The sequence below is a fragment of the Blastomonas sp. AAP25 genome, assembly GCF_001295965.1.
Classification (GTDB): domain Bacteria; phylum Pseudomonadota; class Alphaproteobacteria; order Sphingomonadales; family Sphingomonadaceae; genus Blastomonas; species Blastomonas fulva.
Map to the genome: position 1 here is coordinate 166117 of NZ_LJHP01000005.1, position 20669 is coordinate 186785.

The window sequence follows — 20669 nt, forward strand, 5'->3', positions numbered from 1 at the left end:
TGCCGCGGCGCGCTCGCCCGGCAAGCCAAGGGGTGAAGGAATGAGTTACAGGCTGGGCGTCGATGTCGGCGGGACTTTTACCGATCTGCTGCTGTTCGACGAACAAACAGGTGCCTTCTGGCGGCACAAGACTCCTTCCACCCCGCATGACAGTTCGGAAGGCATTCTTGTCGGCGTGCAGGCGATCTGCGGCAGCGCGGGGATCACGCCCGCCGATGTCGAGATATTCCTGCATGGAACGACGGTTGCCACCAATGCGGTGCTTGAGGGCAAGGGCGCGCGCGTCGGTCTGATCGTCACCGAGGGGTACCGCCAGGTGATGCAGATCGCGCGGAGCTTCGTCCCCGGAGGCCTTGCCGGCTGGATCGTGTGGCCCAAGCCGACGCCACTCGCTGCGCTCGAGGATACGGTCGAGGTCAAGGGCCGCATGTCGGCGCAAGGCGAAGAGGTGCGCGCGACCGACGATGCCGATATCCGCGCGGCGCTCAAGACGCTGAAGCGCCAAGGCGTCGAGGCACTGACCGTCAGCCTGATGAACGCGTATCTGAACGGTGCGCACGAACGCCGCGTCGCCGAATTGGCCGCCGAGATCATGCCCGACGTGCCGATTTCGCTGAGCCATATCGTGCTGCCCGAAATGCAGGAATACGAACGCACGCTGACCACCGTCGCCAACGCTGCGGTGCGCCCCGTCGTCGGCCGCTATGTCCGCAATCTGCGCAGCCGCCTGCGTGATGCCGGAATGGCGGGCAAGCTCGCCCTGCTGCGCTCCGACGGCGGTCTGATGAGCTCCGAAAAGTCCGAGGAGCACCCCGTGTCGCTGCTGATGTCGGGTCCTGCAGGCGGCGTTACCGGGGCGATCTGGGTCGGAAAGAACGCCGGGATCCGCAACATCCTGACATTGGATGTCGGCGGCACCTCGACCGATGTCGCGCTGATCGAGAACCTCGAGGCACGCCGCGTACGCACCACCGAGGTTGGGCATCTTTCGGTCCGTGCCTCGGCGCTGGACGTAAAGACCGTGGGCGCGGGCGGCGGGTCGATCGCCTATGTGCCTGAATTGACCGGCGCGCTGCGTGTCGGCCCGCAATCGGCAGGCGCGGTGCCGGGGCCGGTGGCCTATGGCAAGGGCGGCGAACTGCCCACCGTGACCGACGCCAATGTCGTGCTGGGCTATCTGCCCGAGGCGCTGCTCGGCGGCACATTCAAGCTCGACCGCGAGGGCGCGAAAAAGGCGGTGCAGACCATCGCCGATGCGCTCAAGATCGATCTGTATGCCGCGGCGCGCGGCATCATCGATATCGTCAACGAGAACATGTTCGGCGCGCTGCGCATGATTTCGGTGCAGCAGGGATATGACCCGCGCGATTTCGCGCTGATGGGATTTGGCGGCGCGGGCCCGCTGCATGTCAACGCGGTGGCGCGGCTGATGGGAAGCTGGCCTGCGGTCTCTCCCGTCAGCCCCGGTGTGCTGTGCGCGCTGGGCGATGCGACCACGCGGATGCGCACCGAAACCGCGCGCAGCTTCTCGCGGCTGGCATCTCAGACCACGCTCGAGGAACTGGGCGGTATCCTCGACGAGATGGCGACCCAGATTGGCGACGAATTGGTCTCCGAAGGCGTCGCGAAAGAGGACGTCACGATCACCTTCGAGGTCGATGTGCGCTATGCCGGGCAAGCATTCGAGGTGCCGATGGCGGTCACCCGCGACGACCTGCACACCCACGGCGTCGAATGGCTCACCGGGCGCTTCGACGAGGAACACCACCGGCTGTTCACCTTCAACATGGATAGCGAGCACGAGATCGTGAACCTGCGTGCCGTCGCTATGGGCCAGGCGCTCGACCTGCCCGCCGCGACGCTGGCTGAAGGCACCGGCGATCCGTCAGCGGCCAAGCTGCGCGACCACGAACTGTGGATGAACGGCGCGATGATGCCTGCGGTGATCTACGATCGGTCGAAGCTGCTGGCAGGCGACGTGATCCCCGGGCCTGCGATCGTCATCGAGATGGATTCGACCACGCTGATCGAAGCGGACTGCACCGGCACGGTCGATGCGGTCGGCAATATCCTCATCACCCTCAAGACGGGGAACTGAACCCATGCCCGCAACGATCATCCAGACCAACGACACCCCGTTCGAAACCAAGACCATCGATCCGGTCAGCCTCGACATCATCGAGAACGCACTGCGCAACGCGCGCATCGAGATGGACGCGACCCTGGTGCGCACCGCGATGTCGCCCGGTATCCGCGAGCAGGGCGATGCCTTTCCGCTGATCGCCGACCATCTTGGACGCATGATTGTCGGCCAGTTCGGCAGCTTCATCGGTGGATTTCTCGAGGGCTATGACGGCACGCTCGAGGATGGCGACATGATCTTCCTGTCAGACCCCTATTCGGTCGGCGGCGCGATCAGCCATTGCAACGACTGGCTGGTACTGCTGCCGGTGTTCAAGGACGGCCGTCTGCTGGCTTATACCGCGATGTTCGGCCATCAGAGCGACATCGGCGGCAAGGTGCCCGGATCAATGCCGATCGATGCAACCAACATCTTCCAGGAAGGCGTGCGCATTCCCCCGGTCAAGATCTGGAAGAAGGGCGTCTACAACGAGGACCTCGTCAAGCTCGTGCTGCATCAGAGCCGAACGCCTGCGTGGTGCGCGGCGGACCTCAACGCTCTGATCGCCTCGTGCCGCGTCGCCGCGCGCCGGGTGATCGAGATGAGCGAGCGCTTCGGCGTCGATACCTATGTCTCGGCGACGCAGGAACTGCTGGCACGCAACCACCGCGCAATGAAGGTTCTGCTGTCCCAGGCGATCAGCGAGGAGCCGGTGAGCTTCGAGGACTATATCTGCGACGACGGCATGGGTTATGGGCCGTACAAGCTCAAATGCACGATGTGGCGCGACGGCGACAAGGTCATCCTCGATTTCGACGGCACCGATCCGCAGAGCCAGGCCTCGATCAACTTCCTGCTCAACGAGAACATGTTCAAGATGTTCTTCGGCATCTACATGATCATGGTCTTCGATCCGCAGATCCTGTTCAACGACGGGTTCTACGATCTGATCGAGGTGCGCATTCCCGAAGGATCGCTGCTCAAGCCGCGCTACCCTGCCGCGCTCTCGGGCCGCACCCATGCGCTGGGCCGCATCTTCGACATATTGGGCGGGTTGCTCGGCCAGAAGACCCCCGAGTTCCTGAATGCCGCCGGCTTCTCGTCGTCCCCGCACCTGTTCTATGCGGGCACGGACAAAAAGGGCGAGTGGTTCCAGCTGTTCCAGATCGGCTTTGGGGGTATTCCGGGGCGGCCGATGGGCGACGGACCCGATGGCCATTCGCTGTGGCCGGGCTTTACCAATGTGCCCAACGAGTTTCTGGAGCGCTATTTCCCGCTGGTCATCGAACGCTACGAGACCGTGCCCGACAGCGGCGGTGCAGGCCTGCATCGCGGCGGCAACGGCATCATCATGACCTATCGCTTCCTCGAGCCGGGCGTCATAGCGATCCATGACGATCGCTGGTTCGTTCCGCCCTGGGGAGTCAACGGCGGCAAGCCGGGGGCAAGGGCGCGCAAGATCCTCGAAAAGGCAGACGGCACGCAGACCATCGTCGGCAACAAGGTCGAGGATCTGGCGATCGAGGCGGGCGACGTCCTCCACTTCATCACCTGGGGCGGCGGCGGCTGGGGTGACCCGCTCGAACGCGCGCCCGAGCTGGTGGCCAAGGAAATCCGCCAGGGTCTGGTCACATCGGAAGGCGCCAAGGCCTATGGCGTCATCGCCGATGCTGATGGCGTGCTCGATGCGGCGGCGACCGAAGCCCTGCGCACCCAGATGCGCAGCGAACGGCCCGACCTGCCGCTATTCGATTATGGCCCGAGCATCGAGCAGCTTCGCGCCAACTGCCTTGCCGAAACCGGGCTTCCCGCGCCGATCCAGCCGCGCTGGGCTCATCACGCCATCGCCGCAGAATAAGGGACACATTCGATGAGCGAAGAAAACCGGGGGGCTCTGGCGGGCATCCGTGTCATCGAACTGGGGCAGCTGATCGCGGGACCATTCTGCGGCCAGCTGCTGGGCGACATGGGCGCAGAAGTGATCAAGGTCGAACCGCCAGCCGAAGGCGGAAAGGCCGGCGGCGATCCGATGCGTGCCTGGGGCCATGGCGAGCACAAATTGTGGTGGGAAGTCGTCGCCCGCAACAAGAAATCGGTCAGCGCCAACCTGCGCATTCCGGCAGGCCAGGAGATCGTGCGCAAGCTGGCCGCGCAGGCCGATATCCTGATCGAGAACTTCAAGCCCGGCACGATCGAAAAATGGGGGCTGGGGCCCGACGCACTGCATGCGATCAACCCGCGGCTGATCATCGTCCGTGTTTCGGGCTATGGCCAGACCGGGCCGTATTCGTCGCGCGCGGGCTTTGGCGGCATCGGCGAGGCGATGGGCGGCTGGCGCGCAATCGTTGGCGATCCCGATCGTCCGCCCAGCCGCATGGGGGTTTCGATCGGCGACAGCCTGGCTGCGACCTATGGCTGCATGGGCGCGCTTGCCGCGCTGCATGCGCGCGAGCGCACCGGCAAGGGCCAGGTCGTCGACAGCGCGCTTTATGAGGCGGTGCTGCAGGTGATGGAAAGCCTGGTGCCCGAATATATGGTCGGCGGCCATGTTCGCCAGCGGACCGGATCGATCCTGGAAGGCGTCGCGCCCAGCAACGTCTATCAGTGCAGCGATGGCGAATATCTGATCGGCGCCAACCAAGATGCGGTGTTCGCACGGCTGTGCGCCGCGATGGGGCGGCCCGAACTTGCCACCGATCCCCGCTATGCCACGCATCTGGCGCGCGGCGAGCGGCAGACCGAGCTCGACGAGCTGATCGAGGCTTGGACCAAGACGCTGACCGTGGCGCAGGTCGAGGCGCTGATGATCGAATACAGTGTCCCCGCAGGCAAGATCTATGGCGCGGCGGACATGTTGCAGGACGAGCATTTCAAGGCGCGCGATGCGCTGGTCGAGGTGGACAGCCCGCGCTGGGGCAAGTTTGCGATGCAGAACAGCTTCCCCAAGCTGTCCGACACGCCCGGCAGCATCCGCACCCTCGCACCGCAGAGCATCGGCGAGCACAACGCGCAGGTCTATGGGGACCTTCTCGGGCTGGACGAGGCCGCGATTGCCGAGTTGAAGGCTGCAGGCGCGGTGTAACCGTCATTCCCGCGAACGCGGGAATCCCGCTTTTGCGCAGACTTGGCAAGGAAGCGGGACCCCCGCGTTCGCGGGGGTGACGACTGAAATGGTGAAGCGCTAGCCCTTCAGCCCTGCCAGATGCTCCAGCACCTCGGCTTCGCTGACGACATCGGCGTATTTGGCGTTCATGTCGAACAGGTTGGCCTCATGCGGGGCCTGGTGACGATCGCCACAGGCATCGGCGACAACGATCGGGATGAAGCCGTGGCTGGAGGTGTCGACGCAGGTCGCGCGCACGCAGCCGCTGGTGGAAAGCCCGGTCAGGATCACGCTGTCCACGCCCATCGCGGTCAGCGTCGCCGCCAGCGAGGTGCCGAAGAACGCGCTGGGATATTGCTTGGAGATCACGAACTCGTCGGCGCTGGGCTCAAGCCCTTCAGGCCAGGCCCCCATCGGCGACCCCTCCACGAACACCTTGAGCAGCGGCGTCTTCTGCATGAAGCGCCCACCATCCAGCAGGCTCGGATGATAGACGACGTTGGTGTAGATGACCGGGATCCCCGCCGACCGTGCGGCGTCGCGCACCCGGATCGCGCTGGCCAGCGCATCCTCGACATCGGCATAGAGCACGCAATCGCGGTCGAAATAGGCCTGGACGAAATCGATCAGCAGCAAGGCGGGCCGCTGGCCAAAGCCGATGCGATTGCCGAACACGCCAGCATAATTGGACTGCGCCTCGGATGTCGTCATGGCTCGGCTCCCCCGGTTGGTTCAGGCAGGCGCGCGCGATTCGCGCCCGCGCTGCCTGCATAACCTCAACAGGCAGGAGCGGCGGAATGCAAGCTGACAGGTCCGCTACGCGGATGAATCGCGCCGCGATAGCCGTCGAACTGCGCCGCGATCACGCGGGCATAGGGTTCTGATCCGGGGTTGAGCACGAGCATGTCGGCATCCCAGAAAAGGAGCCCGCGCCGTTCGAACTCGGCAAGAGCGGCGCGGGCAGGAGGGAGCAGGTCATCGGCCAGACGCACGCGGCCCCGGCACAAGATGGCGTTGATGATCGCGGACCGGGCGCTGTCCTGCGCATCGGGCGCGACCCCGCGCGAGGCGGGCAGCTGCCCTGCGCCGACCAGCGCGCGATAGGGTCCGGCGTTCTTCTCGTTCTGCACGATCAGCCCGGGCAGGATGCTGATCGCGCTCGCCCCGAAGCCCAGCAGGGTCGATGCGCCGTCATGGGTGAACCCCTGGAAATTGCGGTTCACGCGGTTCTCCAGTGCGGCCACAGCCAGCGGATCCGATGGCAGCGCGAAATGATCGAACCCGACCGGGACATAGCCCGCATCGCGCAGCCGCAGGTAGCCGAACGCGGCATGTTCGAAGCGTTGCCGGTCATCGGGCAGGTTGCTCGCATTGATCCGCTTCTGCCGCGGGATCATGGTGGGAAGATGCGCATAGCCGAACAGCGCGATACGGCTGGGGGCGAGGCGGATGGTCTGTTCCAGCGTGCCGTCGAGATCGTCGAGTGTCTGGCCGGGAAGGCCGTACATCAGATCGAAATTGATCGAATCGATACCGCGCATCCGCAGGCTCATCACCGCCTGTTCGATATGCTCGAGCGGCTGCACTCGGCCGATTGCCGCCTGGATCCTCGGCGAGAAGGTCTGCACTCCCATGCTCACCCGGCTGACCTGCGACGAGGCCAGCACACGCGCCCATTCCAGCGTGAAGGTGCGTGGATCGACCTCGATCGATATCTCCGGGTCGCTGCAATCGAACACGGTCATGATCCGGTCGAGCAGGCGCACGAAATCGACAGGAGTGATCGCGTTGGGGCTGCCCCCGCCAAAGGCGATATGCTGGACGCGCCCACGTCCGCCCAGCCGCTTGGCGACCATCGCGATCTCGGCGCGCAGTGCGGTGAGATAGTCTGTCAGCCGGTGCTTGCGGTTGGCAGCTCCCGTGTTGCACCCGCAATACCAGCAGATCAGGTCGCAATAGGGGATGTGGACATACAGCGACAGCGGGGTCGCCGACGCCATTCCGGCAAGCGCACCTGCATATTGCTCCGCCCCCACCTCATCGACAAAATCCGCCGCCGTCGGGTAGCTGGTATACCGCGGCACGGGCCGGGCGAGCAGATCGGGGTGATAGGTCCACATGAGGCATGGTTTATGCCATCGGACGATGCCGGTCTTTGATGCGGGTCAAAATTGGCGGAAGCCGCAACGGGGCGTCGAAATCTGCATGATGACCTCGCGCCGCGCTGGTCGGTGCTTGTCTGGCGCCGTGATCAGAGCGCCCGAAGTGCCGGGGGCCCCTGACGCAGATCGCCCGTGCCCTGCGCGCACATGGCCCTGAGATCGGCGATCGGCATGGGCCGCCCGAACAGGAAGCCTTGCAGCCTGTCGCAACCCGCCGCGCGGAGCAAAGCTGCCTGTTCATGGGTTTCGACACCTTCGGCGGTGACTTCCATATCCAGCCCGCGCGCCAGGTTGATTGCGCCTGCAACCAGGAAGGATGCCTTGCTGCCGGGGCCGAGATCCACGAGCAACGACTTGTCGATCTTCACATGGCTGAAGCCGTATGTGCGCAGATAATGGATGCTGGTGAACCCGGTGCCGAAGTCGTCGAGCGCGATCGACAAGCCCATGGCCTTGAACGACCGGATCGTGCGGATCGCCGTTTCGGGCTGGGACAGCAGATAGCCCTCGGTGATTTCCAGCTGCAGCCGCCCTGCAGGAAAGCGGGTCTGTTCCAGCACATGCGCGACCTGGCGCAGGAAGCCGGGGTCGCGAAACTGCGCGGGCGATACATTTACGCTCAGGCTGAGATCGCCCAGCGGCCCCACGTCCCTGCAGGCGCGCTCCAGCACAAACATGCCCAGCGGATGGATCTGTCCGGTGGCTTCGGCGATCTCGATGAACTGCTGCGGCACCAGCACGCCGGCTGCGCGCCGCGGCCAGCGGATCAGCGCCTCTGTCGCCACGATCTGCCCGGAATGCGCATCGATGACCGGCTGGTAGAAAACGTCGAACTCGCCTTTGTCGAGCCCCGTGCCGATTTCCGCCTCGATTTCCATCCGGCGCAGGCGGCCGCGGTCCAGCGCGGCGTCATAGACCGCGATCTTGCCCTTCTTACCCGTCTTGACGTGATACATCGCGGTATCGGCGCGCCGCAGCAGCTCGTGCGAGGTGCACGCGCCGTTGGCATTGGTGGCGATCCCGATACTCGCGCCGACCTGCAGAACGTGCCGGTCGACCAGGACGGGAAGCGCGATTTCGTTGCTGATGCGCTCTGCCATCGATGCCGCGACCGAGGCTGCCTGAGGTGTCTCGATCAGCACCACGAACTCGTCACCGCCAACCCGCGCGAGCATGGAATGCGGTGGGCAGATCTCGCGGATGCGCACGGAAAGGCTGCGGATCAGGCTGTCACCGGCCTGGTGGCCATGGGTGTCGTTGATGTCCTTGAAGCCATCCAGATCGATGAACAGAACGGCCAGATTGTCCAGTGCATCGACCGTCTGGTCATCGATGCGATCGAGATTGACCAGCAGCTGGCGGCGGTTCGGGAGGCCGCTGAGCGCATCGGTGAGCGCAATCCGGCGGTTCTCGTCGCTGAGCTTTTCGGTTTCGGCCTGGCGGTTGCGCAGATCACGCTGAGACCGGATCAGCTTCGAAAAATCGAGATTGTAGCGGTGGGTGACGATCATCATCCCCAGCCCGACGCAGCCCAGCACCACGGCCTCGACCAGCATTCTGCTGTCATCGACCACGCTGAAGAAGATGACGAAGCACAATGTGCTCGATGCCGCGACGCGCATCGCTGCAGCCCGCATGGTCATCAGGCAGAATACCGTGCTGACCTGGGTCAAGGCGAGGAAGAAGGTCAGATGGCCGCGGGCATAGGCATCGCCGCTGCTGTAGATCCACATGCACCAGAACTCGAACGCCAGCGTCATCACGACCGCCAGCATGCAGGTCCGCCGGTTGCTCTTGGCGATTTCCGCATCGGAAAACAGCTGCGCACCATCCTGCCGCCACCACCAGGCGGCGCGCACGAGTGCGATCACGCAGATGCTTGCCGGAAGAACGAAGGTCTTGAAAATGAGATCGGGCTGAAAGAAAGCAACCATCACCGCGCCTGCGTTGCAAACGAGTATCAAATACAATAACGGCATCTGCTTGGAGAACGACAGGAACTGCGCGCGCGCCAGTTCGGCATCGTCGGTTTCCTGTGCAAACAGGTCGTGGACGACCTTTCTGGCCCTGACTGCCCCTGAAAGTTGCACAACGCCTGACATAACAGGCATGCCAATATGGGCAATTGCTTACAAAAGTCTGAAATGCGTGCGCCGCCAAATCTCTGTAAAGGGGCAGGGGAGGGCCGAAGTGCCTGGCCTATCCCCGTTTCAGGCTCTTGCCCCGCCGCTCGCACATGCCATGGCATGCCTTGGCGCAGTCATTGCCGCCGCTTTTGCCTGGGGCGCTGTCGTCCTGCGGGATGACCAGCAGGCTCATGCCGCCGTTGCAGTTGCTCACCGCGATCATCTGCGCGTCTGCCTGGGCGAGCGGGGCGTGGATCATGGCGGTGGCGATCAGCAGTGCACAGATCGCGCGCAGGTCCCTTGCGAGCGGGTTCATGGCTGCACCGCCTTGTCCTCTTCGTCCTCGACAAAGATGCGCAGCGCGGCGCCATCCATGTCGTCGAACTGGCCGCGCTTGAGCGACCAGAAGAACGCCGCGAGCCCGAGCAGCCCGAGAAACAGCGCGATGGGGATGAGAACGAGGAGACCGTTCATTTCAAGGTCCTCTTGAGGCGCAAGGCGTTGCTGACCACGATCAGCGAAGATCCCGACATCGCGAGCGCGGCGACCAGCGGCGTCACCAGCCCGGCGAATGCCAGTGGCACCGCGATGACGTTGTAGCCGATGGCGAGCATGAAATTCTGCCGGACGATGGCTTGCGTCCGCCGCGCCATGCGGATGGTGTCGGCAACGGGCATCAGCCGGTCGCCGAGGAAGATGCAGTCGGAGGCGTTCTTGCCGACATCGCTGGCGCTGCCCGGCGCCATCGAGGCGTGGCCCGCGGCGAGCGCGGGGCCATCGTTGAGCCCGTCGCCGATCATCAGCACCTTGTGCCCGGCGCCGGTGTGGCGTGCGATCGCAGCGAGCTTGTCCTGCGGGCTCATGCCGGTGATCGCGGTGAGGCCCAGGGTGCGCGCGACTGGGGCAACCGCGGCGGCGCGATCTCCCGACAGGATCATCGCATCGATGCCCTGCGCCTTCAGCGCGGCGATGGCATCGATCGCATCGGGGCGCAGCGCATCGGCAAAGCGCACCAACGCGACCGGCTGCATGTCGATGGCAAGCTCGGTGGCAAGCTCGGTGCCCGCATCGCCCTGCTGGGGGCGGCCCAGAGTGACGATATGGCCCTGCCATTGTGCCTCGACGCCAAAGCCCGCCGTTTCCTGCACGTGGGTGACTTCCGCCGCAGCAATTCCCTGCGCCCCCAGATCGCGGGTCAGCGCGGCGCTCAAGGGATGGCGGCTCGCGCGAGCCAGCGCAAGCAGCAGCGCGTGGTGCTCGGGCGCAATCTCGTAGAGGTTGCTCGCGACCGGGCGACCCAGGGTCAGCGTGCCGGTCTTGTCGATCAGCGCGCGGTCGACCTCGGCCAGCCGCTCGAGCGCGGAGCCATCCTTGATCAGCACGCCGACCTTCATCAGCGCGCCTGCCGCCACGATCTGCGCGGCGGGAACGGCAAGGCCCAGCGCGCAGGGGCAGGTGATGATCAGTACCGCGACCGAGATCAGCAGCGCATCGTGCCAGCCTGCGCCAGCAAGCATCCAGCCGCCAAATGCCATCAGCGCAAGCGTGTGGACGGCAGGCGCATAGAGCCTTGCGGCGCGGTCAGCGATGCGGACATAGCGCGACTTGCCCTGCGATGCCTCGCCCATGAGCCGCGCGATATCGGCAATCGCGGTGTCGGTGCCCGCGGCGGTCACGCGCACCCGGATCGGAGTTTCCAGGTTGAGCGTTCCGGCATGCACGACATCGTCCATCCCCGCTTCCTGCGGCGCGCTCTCGCCGGTGAGCAGCGACAGGTCGATCCGGCTGGCGCCAGCAACGATCACGCCGTCGGCCGCCAGCCGCTCGCCTGCCGCCACCAGCATGACCATGCCGGGGTTGAGCTCGGTCGCATCGACCCAGCGGGTGGAGCCATCCGAATCGAACACCATCGCGCCGGTGCCCATGTTGCGCAGCAGCGCGGTCACGCCTCCACGCGCGCGGTCCCGCATCACGCTGTCGAGCCAGCGGCCGCACAGCAGGAAGAACAGCAGCATCACCGCGCTGTCGAAATAGGCATGCGGGCCGTGGGTCGCAGTCTCGTACAAGCTGAGGGCGGTGGCCAGCGTGACGCCGATGCTGATCGGCACGTCCATGTTGGTGTGGCCATGCGCAAGCGCGCGCCAGGCCGAGCGGAAGAACGGGCGGCCCGCATAGGCGATGGTCGGCAGCGCTATCATCGCCGAGAGCCAGTGGAACAGGTCGCGGGTGACACCTGCCGCCCCCGACCAGACCGAAACCGACAGCAGCATGATGTTCATCATCGCAAAGCCGGACACCGCGACCGCGCGCAGCAGTTCGCGGCTGTTCGCCGCATCGGGGTCGATGTCCTTCGGGCCATCGCCGATCGGATGCGCCTCGAACCCCAGCGAGGTGAACGCGCCCAGCAGATCGGGCATCTGCGCATCGGCCGTGCACGAGACGTGCACCCGCTTTTCGGTGAAGTTGACCCGCGCCGAATGGATGCGCGAGTCGCGCACCAGGCCCTGCTCAAGCTTGGATATGCAGCCCGCGCAGCGGATATCTGGCACGGCAAAGTCGCGCTCGATCAGCGCGGGCGGGGTTGCCGGTCGCGGGGCGGGGCGGGGAGCGAGGCTGGCGAACGCGTTCATCGCACGTCGCTCCGGTAGCGGGCTTCCTGTGCGTCGTGGCGGACGATCAGGTCCACTCGCCAGCGGCCCTGTTCCAGCGGGGCGGTGGAGATCATTCCGCCCTTGCCATCGCGCACCATCGTCAGCGTGCGCGAAGGCACGCTGCCCAGCGGGTGGCTGACCGTGGCGGTGGCGCTCGTAATCGCAAGCGGCCGGCCATCCTGCCCCAGTGTGATCCGCATGTGCCGGGTCCGATCGAGCCACACCGACTGGGTCCAGCCCATCTGGTCCTGTACCTCTGCGCGGGCGAGCAGATCGTTGTACTGCTGGCTGGCGACATAGCTGTTTTCGACCACCTTGCCGCCAAAGGTCGAATAGGCCAGCCGCGCCATGGTGAAGTTCACCGCCATGACGATGGCGAAGAACCCGACCAGGATTGCGGTCATGTGCCAGCCGGTGAACAGCTTCTTTGCGGGCAGGGTGCTCATCATTGTGCCTCCGGGCGATCGAACTGGATGGTGTCTTCATCGCCGCGCGGGTCGCCATCGCGGCCGATCGTGGCGATGGTGAAGTCCTGCCGCGCAGGGCCCTCGGACGGCGCTGCGACGAACAGGCGGACGCGGGTGACGCTGTCGGGCGAGATCGTCATCAAGACCCGCTGGCTGGCTTTTTCGCGCGATCCGTTCTCGGTCCACAATTGCGCGCCGGGCAGGCCGCTGACCGTGATCGCGACCTTGCGCGGGCGGGTTTCCATGTTGCGCAGCTTGAGCGTGTAGTTGTTGCGGATCATCCCGTCGGACAGCTGGACGAACAGCGGGCTGCGCTCGTGCTGGACGGCAAGATCTAGCCGGGTGCGTTCGCCCAGCGAGAACAGCATCGCCGCGCCGATCGCGCTCCAGATACCGAGATAGACCATCAGCCGCGGACGCAGCAGCGTCTTGAGCACCGGCGGAGCGGTGCCGCCCGCCTTTTCGACCGCCACATCATCGAGCGCGCAATAGTCGATCAGCCCGCGCGGGCGGCCGACCTGCGCCATCACGGTGTCGCAGGCATCGATGCACAGCGCGCAGGTGATGCAGCCGATCTGCGGCCCTTCGCGGATGTCGATGCCGGTGGGGCAGACCGCGACGCACTGGTTGCAATCGACGCAATCGCCGACCGATCCGGGATGCGCCAGCGCCTTCTTGAGGCTGCCGCGCGGCTCGCCGCGCCAGTCCTTGTAGGTCACCAGCAGCGATTTTTCGTCCATCATCGCGGTCTGGATACGCGGCCAGGGGCACATATAGATGCACACCTGCTCACGCATGAAGCCGCCGAGCACGAAGGTCGTCGCGGTCAGCGCGGCGACGGTGCCATAGGCAATGAACGCCGCATCGCCGGCCCAGAAATCGCGGGTCAGCGTCGGCGCGTCGGCGAAATACATGATCCACGCGCCGCCGGTCCAGAAAGCGATGGCAAGGTAGATCGCGTATTTGGCCGCGCGCCTGGCGATCTTTTCGGCGGTCCACGGGCCATTTGCGAGCCGGATCTGCGCGTTCCGATCGCCATCGACCAGCCGGTCGACATGCTGGAACAGATCGGTCCACACCGTCTGCGGGCAGGCATAGCCGCACCAGGCACGGCCGACCGCGCTGGTGACGAGGAACAGCCCGATCCCCGCCATGATCAGCAGGCCCGCGACATAATAGAACTCATGCGGCCAGATCTCTATCTGGAACATGTAGAACCGCCGGTTGGCCAGATCGACCAGCACCGCCTGATCGGGCGCATAGGGGCCCCGGTCCCAGCGGATCCACGGCGTGCCGTAATAGATCGCCAGGGTGACCGCCATGATCACCCATTTCAGGCGGCGGAAGGTGCCGTCCACCTTCTTGGGGTAGACACCCTTGCGAGCGGCGTAGAGCGGGCCCTCGCTGCCTGCAAGCACGTCTGGATTAGCCATGGGCCGGGACCTTGTCGGGGACGGCGGCCGCTTCTGCAGCCGCAGGCGCGATCGGTGCGGGTGCTTCCTCGCCGCCGCCCAGCGAGTGGACATAGGCCGCCAGCATGCGGATCGTCACCGCGTCCAGCTTGTCGTTCCAGCGCGGCATCACGCCGTTGCGGGGGTTGTGGATGGTCTTCGCGATGGCATCGCGGCTGCCGCCGTAAAGCCATACGGCATCGGTCAGCTTGGGCGCGCCGAGCTCGCGAATGCCTTCGCCATTGGTGCCATGGCACGCCACACAGTTGTTCTCGAACAATGCGGCGCCGCGCGCGGAAGCCGCGCTGGGTTTTTCCTGGCGGCTGATCACGCGGACATGGCTGACCAGATCGTTGATCGCGGCGCTGTCCAATATGCCGTCGCGGCCAAATGCGGGCATCACGTTGAGGCGGGTCTGGTCATGGTCCGGATTGCGGATGCCATGGATCAGCGTGGTCTCGATATTGGCAAGGTCGCCGCCCCACAGCCAGTCGTCATCGGTCAGGCTGGGATAGAGGCCGACAACGCCTGCGCCGCCCGCGCCATGGCACTGCACGCAATGCACCTTGAACGCAGCGCTGCCGCCCTGGATCGCCGCTTCGAGCAGCTCGGGCTTTGAGGGCAGGGCGGCAATCGGCATGGAGGCGATGGCGCCCACGATCGGGGCGCGCCGCGCGGTGTGGCCCGCCATTTCCTTTTCCAGATCGCCGCGGCTGCTCCAGCCCAGCACGCCCTGCGTCGCGCTGTTGACCATCGGCCAGGCGGGATAGAGCACCACATAGACCGCTGCCCAGGCGATGCAGGCGTAGAAGGTCCACAGCCACCAGCGCGGCAGCGGGGTGTTGAGCTCCTCGATGCCGTCCCATTCATGGCCGACGGTGTGGGTGCCGGTGGGTTCGTCCAAGCGCGATTTGTCAGACATTTTCGTCGTCCCTGAAGATCATGTTTGCCGCGTCGTGGTTGTGCTGACGCGCGCCCTTGCGGAAGGGCCAGGCGATAAGGCCGAGGAACAGCACGGTCATGGCCAGCAGGCCCCAGCTGTCGGCGAAGTGGCGCAGCGCATCATAGCTCATGGCCGTGCCCCCTTTGCGGTCGCAGACGCTGCCGCAGCAGCGGCGGGTGCGGGCGCAGCGCCCTGGTCTTGCGGCGCAGCCTTTTCGACATCGACCAGAGTGCCCAGCATCTGCAGATAGGCGATCAGCGCATCCATCTCGGTGATCCGGGTCGGATCGCCGTCGAAGTCGCGGACCTGCGCCTTGGGATAGCGCGCCTGCAGCTCTGCCGCGCCGTCGGCGTTCGGATCGGCCTGCGCCTTCAGATCAGCGTTGGCGGCGGCGATTGCGGCCTTGTCATAGGGTACCCCCACCCGCGACAGCGCGGTCAGGTCGTTGGCCATGTCGCCTGCGTCCAGCTCGCGCTCGGCAAGGAAGGCATAAGGCGGCATGATCGATTCGCCGACCACGCTGCGCGGATCGATGAGATGCGCGCGGTGCCATTCGTCCGAATAGCGGTTGCCGACGCGCGCAAGGTCAGGCCCGGTGCGCTTCGATCCCCACTGGAACGGGTGGTCGTACATGCTTTCTGCGGCCAGGCTGTAATGGCCATAGCGTTCGACCTCGTCGCGGAACGGACGGATCATCTGGCTGTGGCAGGTATAGCAGCCCTCGCGCATGTAGATGTTGCGGCCCGACAGCTCGAGCGGGGTGTAGGGGCGCATGCCGTCCACCTTCTCGATGGTGTTGTCGATCCAGAACAAGGGCGCGATCTCGACGATGCCGCCGATGGCGACGGCGACCAGCGCGCCCAGCCCCAGCAGGGTGACGTTGCGTTCCAGCTTCTTGTGGCTGAAGCGCGGTTCGGCGTTGGTGTCGGCCATGATCAGGCTCCCTTGACGGCGGCGGCAGCGACCAGCGGACGGTCAGCAGCGGGGTTGTGGGGCGTCTCGGTCATCGGCTTTTCCTCGCGGATATGGCCCTTGATCGTGGCCCAGACGTTGACGATCATCACGATGAACCCGGCGAGATAGAGCAGGCCGCCCGCAGCGCGGATCAGGTACATCGGGTGCATCGCCGCGACGCTTTCGACGAAGCTGTAGACGAGGTATCCGTCGGCTCCGTATTCGCGCCACATCAGGCCCTGCATCATGCCAGCGACCCACATCGCGGCGGCGTAGAACACGATGCCCACGGTCGAGAGCCAGAAGTGCCAGTTGACCATGCGCAGGCTGTACAGGCGCGGACGGTTCCACAGGCGCGGCACCAGATAATAGACACAGGCAAAGGTGATCATGCCGTTCCAGCCCAAAGCGCCGGAGTGGACGTGGCCGATGGTCCAGTCGGTGTAGTGCGACATCGAGTTGACCCATTTGATCGACATCATCGGGCCTTCGAAGGTGCTCATGCCGTAGAAGGCGAGCGCCATCACCATCATGCGGATGATCGGATCGGTGCGGATCTTGTCCCAGGCGCCGTTGAGCGTCATCAGGCCATTGATCATCCCGCCCCAGCTGGGCATCCACAGCATGATCGAGAACACCATGCCCAGCGTCTGCGCCCAGTCGGGCAGCGCGGTGTAGTGGAGGTGGTGCGGGCCTGCCCAGATATACAGGAAGATCAGCGACCAGAAGTGGATGATCGACAGTCGATAGCTGTAGACCGGACGCTCGGCCTGCTTGGGGACGAAGTAATACATCATCGCCAGGAAGCCCGCGGTCAGGAAGAAGCCGACCGCGTTATGGCCGTACCACCACTGGGTCAGCGCATCCTGCACGCCTGCGAACGCCGAGTAGCTCTTCGATCCGAAGATGGAGGCGGGCATCGACAGGTTGTTGACCACGTGGAGCATGGCCACGGTGATGATGAAGGCGAGATAGAACCAGTTGGCGACATAGATGTGCGGCTCGCGGCGGCGCACGATGGTGCCGATGAAAACCGCGAGGTAGCACAGCCACACGACCGTCAGCCACAGATCGACATACCATTCGGGCTCGGCATATTCCTTGGCTTCGGTGACCCCCATAAGATAGCCGGTGGCGGCCAGCACGATGAACAGCTGATAGCCCCAGAACACGAAGCGGGCCATCGACGGGAAGGCGAGGCGCGCGCGGCAGGTGCGCTGGACGACATAGAAGCTGGTCGCGATCAGCGCATTGCCGCCGAACGCGAAGATCACCGCAGAGGTGTGCAGTGGCCGCAGCCGTCCGAAGGTGGTGTATTCGAAATTGAGGTTGAGCATGGGGAAGGCGAGCTGCAGCGCGATGAACAGCCCCGCGGCCATCCCGGCGACGCCCCAGAACAGCGTCGCAATGACACCCCAGCGGACCGGGTCGTCGTCATACTGGCCAAGATCGGCGGGCAGTTTCAGCATGCCCCGCGCCATCGCGCCATAGTCGGCGCGACTGATCGTGAACCACAATACTGCCAGGCAAGCGATCATCACGATCGTCATGTGCACCGCAAACGGCCAATCGACCGCCAGTATCGCCATCGCGAGTGCCAGCAAAGCCAGCCCCAGCCAGCCACCGGCCCTTAAAACCAAACCATCCATATACCTTGTCCCCGTGCGCGCAGACTCATCAGGATCTGCGCTTCCTTACGGCTGCTGATGGACCCGGCTGGCCCACAAAACATTGATCACGATCAACGAAATTTTTGCGCCGCATCAATGCGCTGGCCAGCATCCGGGGCCAGGGATGCGTTCACTCAAGGAGGAGTGATCACATGAAAAAATCTGTCGTACCGTTCGCTGTGCTTGCCGCGCTTCTGGCCGTTCCGGGCCAGGCGATGGCGCAAAGCGGTGAGGTGCATTTTAAGATCCTGGGCACGCTTGTCGCGCCCGACGGCAAGATCAGGGACGTCAAGCTGGACCGCATCGGCCTGCCCGCGGGCAGCCAGACCAAGGCCAACGACAATTTTGTCCCCACGGTGGCGATCGAATACTTCCTGGCCGATTCGATCTCGGTGGAGACGATCGCCGGAGTCACCCAGCATGATGTCGATGGACGCGGCGCGCTGGCGGGGGCTGGCCTGGTTTCCAACGCCAAGATCGTGCCCGCCACGGTCACGCTGAAATATCATTTCGGCAAGGCAGGGGGCATTCGGCCCTATGTCGGCGTGGGGCCCAGCTACTTCATCTTCATCAACGAAAAGCCCGGCGCCACGACACGAACGCTGGGCGCGACCAGCCAGAAGATCAACGATACCGTAGGTGCCGCACTGCAGGCGGGTGTCGATGTTCCGATCAACGACAAGGGCATGTTCGTCTCTGTCGATGCCAAGCGCTATTTCATGCGCCCGCTCGCCAGCTGGCGCGCCAACGGGGTCGAGGTTCTGCGCACCCGGCACGAGCTTGACCCCTGGGTGATCAGCGCAGGGCTCGGTTTCCGGTTCTGATGCGGTAGATCGAGTTGACACAGTATTGCCTGACCATGACGGAGCCGGGATGTGGCTCGCTGCCTGGCGGCAATCAGGGTGGGTCAATAGCGTGTCATGAGCGGCTAGCCGGCCAATTCCTCCATCGCGGCGCGATTGCGGATCACGATTTCGCGCCGTGATGGCAGGGCGAGCAGGCCATCCCCCTTCATCCGGGTGAGCTGGCGGCTGGTCGTCTCGATCGTCAGCCCCAATATGTCAGCGATCTGCTGGCGCCCGAAGGGAAGTTCGAAGCCGTTGAGCGAGCCATCGGCATTGCAGCCCTGGCCGGACAGCCGATCGGCCATCTCGAGCAGGAAGGATGCGACTTTCTCGGAAGCCGACTTGCGGCCAAGCAGCATCATCCAGTGCCGCGCCCGGTCGAGCTCGTCGAGCGTGCGGCGCAGCAGCTTCTGCTGCAGGTCCGGATGCTCGCTGGCGAAATCGTCAAAGCTGTTGCGGTTGAAGATGCACACTTCGGCATCGGTCATCGCGGTGACGCTATAGGGGCTTTCCTTGCCGAAGGGGCGGCCGATGAAGTCGGAGGGAAACACCACCCCGACAATCTGCTCGCGCCCGTCCGATGCGGACACGACCAGCTTCAATACGCCTTCGAGCACATTGGCGACGACAGGCGCGTCATCGCCCTCCCACAACAGCGTGTGGCCCGACTTGACCTTCTGCCGCCGACCCATCTTGCCCAGGACCGCAAGTTCGTCCCCGGTCAGGCTGGCGCAGATCGCGCGATTTCGGACAATGCAGGATGAGCAATCGTTCATACGGTCTCCCTACGCCTTCCCAGGCTCTATGAACAGGGCGCTGCGCCAGTGCGAAATTACCGGGGCGGCAGGCCCGCAAAGGTGATCGCGCTCTCCGCGCCGCTTTCCGATATTGCGGCCACCCCGGCAAAGTGATCGTCCACGATCACGCCGGGCAGAGTCATCTTGATATCGGTGGTTTCTGCCGATTGTTCCCAGTCGCGGGCATCGGCCCTGCGCCAGTAGACCTTGTAACGCGCAGCCCCCGGAACCTCGGCCCAGCTGACCTGGGTGTCGCTGCTCAGCGCCCCCCCCAGCATCGCGCTGGCGGGCGCCGCTGGCGCGCTGGCAAGCTCGCGGATCACCGCGACGTTGAGCGCGGTCACGCGTGCGAGATAGGGAAAGTCCATCTCGTCGATGGTGTCGCCGAACTTGCGGTCGCCCTCCAGGCGGATGTCCTGATGCTGGTGGTCGTAATTTTCCACGCCAACGGTGAAGCGGATCGCGGGATAGCCCAGCTCCAGCGCAGGAAGATGGTCGCCGCCGCGGCTGAAGCGGTCGGGCCTGCGCACCCCGAAGACTTCAAGACCAAGGTCGCCGCGTGCCTTGCCGACACGCTGTGCGGCGCGCATCAGCGCACGCGATGGGCCATCATCCTCGCCCCCGCTGCCGCGCCGGGCCATCGCCTCGGTCATCGATTCGGACGCGCGGATGCCTTCTGAGAATACCCGCACCCGGTCGCTGACCTTGCGGCCATCCTGACCCTCGGTGTTGCCGACGATGTCGTTGTTGAGCAGCGCGCGCACCCGCCAGCCGCGCGCGCGGGCGGTCTCCGCGATCAGCCGCCCACCCCACAGGCCCTGCTCTTCGCCCGAGAGCACCGCATAGATGATGGTGGGCGCGAATTTCTGCTTGCTCAGCACCCGCGCGGCCTCGAGCACCAGCGCGACACCCGATCCGTCGTCGTTCGCGCCGGGGGCATCGCTGGTGAAATCGGCGATGTCCGATACCCGGCTGTCGATGTGCGCGGAGATGATGATCACGTCATCGGGATCGCCGCTGCCCTGCTGCACGCCCAGCACGTTGACCACATTCACCCCATTGGGTGCGCGCGGCCCGGTGAAACGCCGGTCGAGCTGCTCGATGGTGATGCAGCCGCCACAGGCCTTGCCGATCTTCGCGAATTCCGCCGCCGCCCAGCGCCGCGCCGCGCCGATTCCGCGAGTGGGATGGTCGGGCGAGGACAATGTGTGACGGGTGCCGAAGCTCACCAGTTTCTCGACATCCGCGCGCAGCCGCGCCGGGTCAGCCTCGACCTCGGCGTGCGCGGGGACAGTGAACAGGGCCAGGGCTGCGACCAGCGTTGTAATTTTGTGCATGCGGGCCAAGCTGGCCCAAGTTTCCGGCCAGCGCAAGCACC

General features: G+C 65.0%; 18 protein-coding genes. 4 read left to right on the top strand and 14 right to left on the bottom strand.

The window, feature by feature from the left end; translation table 11 throughout:
* Positions 1-40 precede the first annotated feature (40 nt).
* The 3 genes from IP68_RS05485 to IP68_RS05495 are packed head-to-tail and all read left to right on the top strand — an operon-like array spanning position 41 to position 5204.
* A complete protein-coding gene (locus IP68_RS05485; protein WP_054133964.1) occupies positions 41-2098 on the top strand; it encodes a hydantoinase/oxoprolinase family protein in 2058 nt (685 codons plus the stop codon).
* A gap of 4 nt (positions 2099-2102) precedes the next feature.
* The gene (locus IP68_RS05490; protein WP_054133965.1) at positions 2103-3980 is read left to right on the top strand and encodes a hydantoinase B/oxoprolinase family protein; all 1878 of its coding nucleotides are present in this window, start codon (positions 2103-2105) and stop codon (positions 3978-3980) included.
* Positions 3981-3992: 12 nt separating this feature from the next.
* Positions 3993-5204 carry a CaiB/BaiF CoA-transferase family protein gene (locus tag IP68_RS05495; RefSeq protein ID WP_054133966.1) on the top strand — a complete coding sequence of 404 codons (1212 nt, stop codon included), beginning with the start codon at positions 3993-3995 and terminating at the stop codon, positions 5202-5204.
* Between the two features lie 99 nt (positions 5205-5303).
* On the opposite strand, the gene IP68_RS05500 is transcribed toward IP68_RS05495, so the two are convergent.
* From IP68_RS05500 to ccoN, 12 genes are all read right to left on the bottom strand, one after another.
* Entirely contained in the window at positions 5304-5936 is a 633-nt protein-coding gene (locus tag IP68_RS05500; RefSeq protein ID WP_054133967.1) for an isochorismatase family protein, read from the bottom strand.
* Positions 5937-6001: 65 nt separating this feature from the next.
* Complete coding sequence (gene hemN / locus IP68_RS05505) at positions 6002-7345, bottom strand: oxygen-independent coproporphyrinogen III oxidase (RefSeq protein ID WP_054133968.1); 1344 nt, start codon at positions 7343-7345, stop codon at positions 6002-6004.
* 131 nt (positions 7346-7476) lie between these two features.
* On the bottom strand, positions 7477-9489 hold the full coding sequence (locus tag IP68_RS05510) for a bifunctional diguanylate cyclase/phosphodiesterase (RefSeq protein WP_082382153.1): 2013 nt from the start codon (positions 9487-9489) through the stop codon (positions 7477-7479).
* Between the two features lie 97 nt (positions 9490-9586).
* Complete coding sequence (locus IP68_RS05515; protein WP_054133969.1) at positions 9587-9829, bottom strand: hypothetical protein; 243 nt, start codon at positions 9827-9829, stop codon at positions 9587-9589.
* A complete protein-coding gene (gene ccoS / locus IP68_RS05520) occupies positions 9826-9987 on the bottom strand; it encodes a cbb3-type cytochrome oxidase assembly protein CcoS (protein ID WP_054133970.1) in 162 nt (53 codons plus the stop codon). Before ccoS ends, IP68_RS05515 begins: the two co-directional genes overlap by 4 nt.
* Positions 9984-12143, bottom strand: coding sequence for a heavy metal translocating P-type ATPase (locus tag IP68_RS05525; RefSeq protein ID WP_082382154.1), 2160 nt, complete (start codon positions 12141-12143; stop codon positions 9984-9986). The genes ccoS and IP68_RS05525 overlap by 4 nt, the downstream gene beginning before the upstream one ends.
* The gene (locus IP68_RS05530; RefSeq protein WP_054134333.1) at positions 12140-12610 is read right to left on the bottom strand and encodes a FixH family protein; all 471 of its coding nucleotides are present in this window, start codon (positions 12608-12610) and stop codon (positions 12140-12142) included. The genes IP68_RS05525 and IP68_RS05530 overlap by 4 nt, the downstream gene beginning before the upstream one ends.
* Positions 12610-14064: a cytochrome c oxidase accessory protein CcoG gene (ccoG, locus tag IP68_RS05535; RefSeq protein ID WP_054133971.1), complete on the bottom strand. Its 1455-nt coding sequence runs from the start codon at positions 14062-14064 to the stop codon at positions 12610-12612. Before ccoG ends, IP68_RS05530 begins: the two co-directional genes overlap by 1 nt.
* The gene (ccoP, locus tag IP68_RS05540; RefSeq protein ID WP_054133972.1) at positions 14057-15004 is read right to left on the bottom strand and encodes a cytochrome-c oxidase, cbb3-type subunit III; all 948 of its coding nucleotides are present in this window, start codon (positions 15002-15004) and stop codon (positions 14057-14059) included. The genes ccoG and ccoP overlap by 8 nt, the downstream gene beginning before the upstream one ends.
* Positions 14997-15155, bottom strand: coding sequence for a cbb3-type cytochrome c oxidase subunit 3 (locus IP68_RS05545; protein WP_054133973.1), 159 nt, complete (start codon positions 15153-15155; stop codon positions 14997-14999). The genes ccoP and IP68_RS05545 overlap by 8 nt, the downstream gene beginning before the upstream one ends.
* Entirely contained in the window at positions 15152-15958 is an 807-nt protein-coding gene (gene ccoO / locus IP68_RS05550) for a cytochrome-c oxidase, cbb3-type subunit II (protein WP_054133974.1), read from the bottom strand. Before ccoO ends, IP68_RS05545 begins: the two co-directional genes overlap by 4 nt.
* A gap of 2 nt (positions 15959-15960) precedes the next feature.
* Entirely contained in the window at positions 15961-17628 is a 1668-nt protein-coding gene (gene ccoN, locus IP68_RS05555) for a cytochrome-c oxidase, cbb3-type subunit I (RefSeq protein WP_054133975.1), read from the bottom strand.
* A gap of 173 nt (positions 17629-17801) precedes the next feature.
* Between ccoN and IP68_RS05560 the strand changes: the two genes are divergently transcribed.
* Positions 17802-18473: an OmpW family protein gene (locus IP68_RS05560; RefSeq protein ID WP_054133976.1), complete on the top strand. Its 672-nt coding sequence runs from the start codon at positions 17802-17804 to the stop codon at positions 18471-18473.
* A gap of 104 nt (positions 18474-18577) precedes the next feature.
* Here IP68_RS05560 and IP68_RS05565 read toward each other — a convergent pair whose 3' ends face one another.
* Together IP68_RS05565 and IP68_RS05570 are read right to left on the bottom strand one after the other, a co-directional pair.
* Complete coding sequence (locus IP68_RS05565; RefSeq protein WP_054133977.1) at positions 18578-19270, bottom strand: Crp/Fnr family transcriptional regulator; 693 nt, start codon at positions 19268-19270, stop codon at positions 18578-18580.
* A 56-nt stretch (positions 19271-19326) separates the two neighbouring features.
* Positions 19327-20628, bottom strand: coding sequence for a M20/M25/M40 family metallo-hydrolase (locus IP68_RS05570; RefSeq protein WP_054133978.1), 1302 nt, complete (start codon positions 20626-20628; stop codon positions 19327-19329).
* Positions 20629-20669 lie beyond the last annotated feature (41 nt).